The organism is Saccharomonospora saliphila YIM 90502, from assembly GCF_000383795.1.
GTDB classification, from domain to species: domain Bacteria; phylum Actinomycetota; class Actinomycetes; order Mycobacteriales; family Pseudonocardiaceae; genus Saccharomonospora; species Saccharomonospora saliphila.
The window spans coordinates 1-2,917 of record NZ_KB912712.1; the positions used below are offsets into that span (position 1 = coordinate 1).

2 protein-coding genes and 2 pseudogenes are annotated in these 2,917 nt (G+C 73.0%); all 4 read left to right on the forward strand.

Annotated features, from left to right (window positions below):
• Positions 1-179: 179 nt before the first annotated feature.
• Positions 180-377, forward strand: a pseudogene (locus tag SACSA_RS27115) (DedA family protein); the annotation flags it as partial.
• A gap of 360 nt (positions 378-737) precedes the next feature.
• Positions 738-1,364 (forward strand): hypothetical protein, encoded by a 627-nt coding sequence (locus SACSA_RS0117530; protein ID WP_019819036.1) that lies wholly within the window; start codon positions 738-740, stop codon positions 1,362-1,364.
• A gap of 7 nt (positions 1,365-1,371) precedes the next feature.
• Positions 1,372-2,364 (forward strand): C40 family peptidase, encoded by a 993-nt coding sequence (locus SACSA_RS0117535; protein ID WP_019819037.1) that lies wholly within the window; start codon positions 1,372-1,374, stop codon positions 2,362-2,364.
• Between the two features lie 14 nt (positions 2,365-2,378).
• A pseudogene (locus tag SACSA_RS23575) lies at positions 2,379-2,917 on the forward strand (hypothetical protein); the annotation flags it as partial.

Below are 2,917 nucleotides of genomic sequence, written 5' to 3' on the forward strand. Positions count from 1 at the left end.
GGTGGCTGGGGCGCGCGAGCTGACGCTGACGGTGCGCACCGGGACGGCGCTGGACCCGGTCGGCGACCGGCGCGGACTGGCCGCGCGGGCACGGTCGGCCGTGCTCGACCTGACCGGTCCGGTCGCCGAGACGGCTCATGCTTGACCAGATCTCCGACTGGCTGGACGCGGTCGCGACGATGCTCGACGCCGCCACGGGCACGCCGTGGTTGTGGCTGGCGGTGTTCGGGCTCTCGGCCCTTGATGCCTTGCTGCCGTTCATGCCCAGTGAGAGCAGCGTGGTCGCGGTGGCCGTACTGCTGGGTGACGATCTCCCGGCGCTGGCCACACTCGCCGCGGTCGCCGCGGCGGGCGCGCTCGCCGGGGACACCCCGGGCCGCGCGCCCGAGGATTACCTGCGCAAGCCGGACCAGTTCGGCGCCGTCCCACCCGGCGCGAGCCGCAGGGTGGACACCCCGCCGGTCACCGACCGGGGCGCCGCCCCCGTGGAGGACACGGACCCGTTGGTGGTGCCGTCCCGGCTGTCGTCGTCCAGCGAGGGCTTCGTGCCCGGCTCGGGCACGGCGTCCGGCCCGATGCCGGGGTCGTCCGCGCAGCAGGTGCCCCAGCCACGCCGTGTCGAGCACGAGATGGTGGCGGGCAAGCCGGTGTTCGTGCTGTACCGGCCCTCGCGCGGGTTGGAGGTCCGGGACCAGGCCCGGGACACCGACAGCGTGGTGCGGTAGGGGGAACCGGAGATGCCGATTCGCACCAACCGGGGCCGTGCGGCGGTGTACCGCCGCCTGTGGGGCTGGCCGATGCGTTCACCGACCCACCTGGTCGGGACCATCATCATGGTGGCCGCACTGCTCATCTCGGCGGGCATGCTCGTGCCGAGACTGCTCGCCGAGCCGGGTGCCGACGGGGCGGGCTCCGCGGGGCCGTCGTCGTCCTCGCGTGACGAGTCCTCTGTCGACGGTGGCGCGGACGGCCCCGACTCCGCTGACGACGTCACGACCGCGCCCCTTCCCACCCGGCTGTCGGAACCGCTGGCCACGCCCGAGTCGGCACCGCCCGATCCCGAGGCCCTGCGCGTGGCCGAGGAGTGGGTCGCGGCATGGTTGACCCGGCCGGAGGGGGGCGACACCGGGCAGTGGCTCGACGGGCTGCGCCCGTATACCACCGAGGAGTACCTGCCCCGCATGCGCAGCGTGGACCCCGCCGACATCAGTGCGACCCGCGTGATCGGCACGCCGAGTGCCCGCGAGTCCCACCCGAGATCCGTCGAGGCCGAGGTCACCACGGACGGGCCGACGCTTCTGCTCACCGTCATCGAGACCGACGCGGGCTGGCGGGTTTCCGACTACCGGGAAGCCGTGGAGTGAGGGCGCCGTGCGGGCCGGGTTGCTGATCGGGTTCGTGGCCGCCGCCACCATCACGGTGCTGCTGGCGGCCGGGGCGGTCGTGGTGCTCGACAGCCAGCGCAACCACGCGGCCGGAGTGACCACGCTCAGCTGTGATGCCGCTCTCGGCCCGACGCAGCCGGGGCAGCCCGGTACGGGCGCGCGGGACGCGGCGAATCTGACCGGCGAGCAGCGCGAGATCGTCTCGCTGATCATTTCGATCGGCAAGGACCGGGATCTCTCACCCCGCGCGTGGCAGATCGCCATCCAGGCCGGAATGACCGAGTCGGGGCTGCGCAATCTCGACTACGGCGACCGGGACTCGCTTGGCATCTTCCAGATGCGCCCGTCGATGGGCTGGGGCACGCCCGCGCAGGTCACCAACCCGCCGTATCAGGTGAACAAGTTCTACGACGTGCTGGAGCAGGTCCCCGGCTGGCGGACCATGCGCCCCGGCGACGCCGCGCAGGCGGTGGAGCGGTCGACCTTCCCCGACCGGTACCACCGCTGGGAGGCGATGGCGGTGCACCTGGTGGAAAACCTCGGGGAGGTCGGCGACGCCACCGGCTGCGGGACCGGGATGGGATCGGCGCTGCCCCCGAACACGGCCGCCGCCGAGGCCATCGACTTCGCGCTGGACGAGCGGGGCAAGCCGTACGTGTGGGGTGCGACGGGGCCCGACTCCTACGACTGTTCCGGGCTGATGCTGCGCGCCTACGAGGACGCGGGAATCATCCTGCCCCGGGTCTCGCGCGACCAGTACCACGCGGGCGCGATGCTGCCGGTCGAACAGGCCCAGCCGGGGGATCTGGTGTTCTGGGCCTACGACTCGTCCGACCCCAAGACCATCCACCACGTGGCGATGTATCTCGGGGACGGCAGGATCGTGGAGGCGCAGCAGTCGGGCGTGCCCGTCCACACCCGCGCGATCTCCTGGGACGAGGGCGGGCTCGTGCCGCAGGCGGTACGGCCCGGTGTGTAGGAACGGAGCAGGTCGTGGCGAAGAAGTGGGGTAAGCGCAAGAAGGCCAAGAGCCCGGTCGTGATGCCCGGTGCGTTGGAAAGTGGCGGATTCGCCGCGTCGCGCCCGTCACGCCCGGCGCGTCCCGCGTCGAGCACGCCGTTGGCCGACTATCTCGCGCGTGGGCATCCCGGTGTGGACGACGGGTACGTCGTCCTGCCCCGGTCGCTGGCCGAGGGGATGCCGCTGCCGTGGCAGCAACAGATGGCGGGGCTGCTCGCGCGGTTCCACGAGGCGCACTCCGAAGTGTCCTGGCCGTCGTACCGGGTGGTGCCGTCCCGGCCGGAGCGGCTCGTCGATCTCGACGAGGAGCAGCTCGCCGAGGCGGGGTACCTGGTGGAGATCGACGCCGGGGGCGAGCTGGTGTACCGGGAGCGCAGCGGCCGCAGGGTCGCCGACCCGGAGAACACGGTGGCGCTGGTGCCGTGCCTCGACCCGATCGTGCGCGGCACCGGGGGAAGCGGCGGCGAGGCGGACGCGCCCGGGGGTGCGGCGACGCCGGAGGACGAGACCGC

What these genes read in the sequence shown, in the direction of transcription:
- SACSA_RS0117530 (WP_019819036.1), top strand. Translation starts at nt 738, where the DNA reads ATGCCGATTCGCACCAACCGGGGCCGTGCGGCGGTGTACCGCCGCCTG.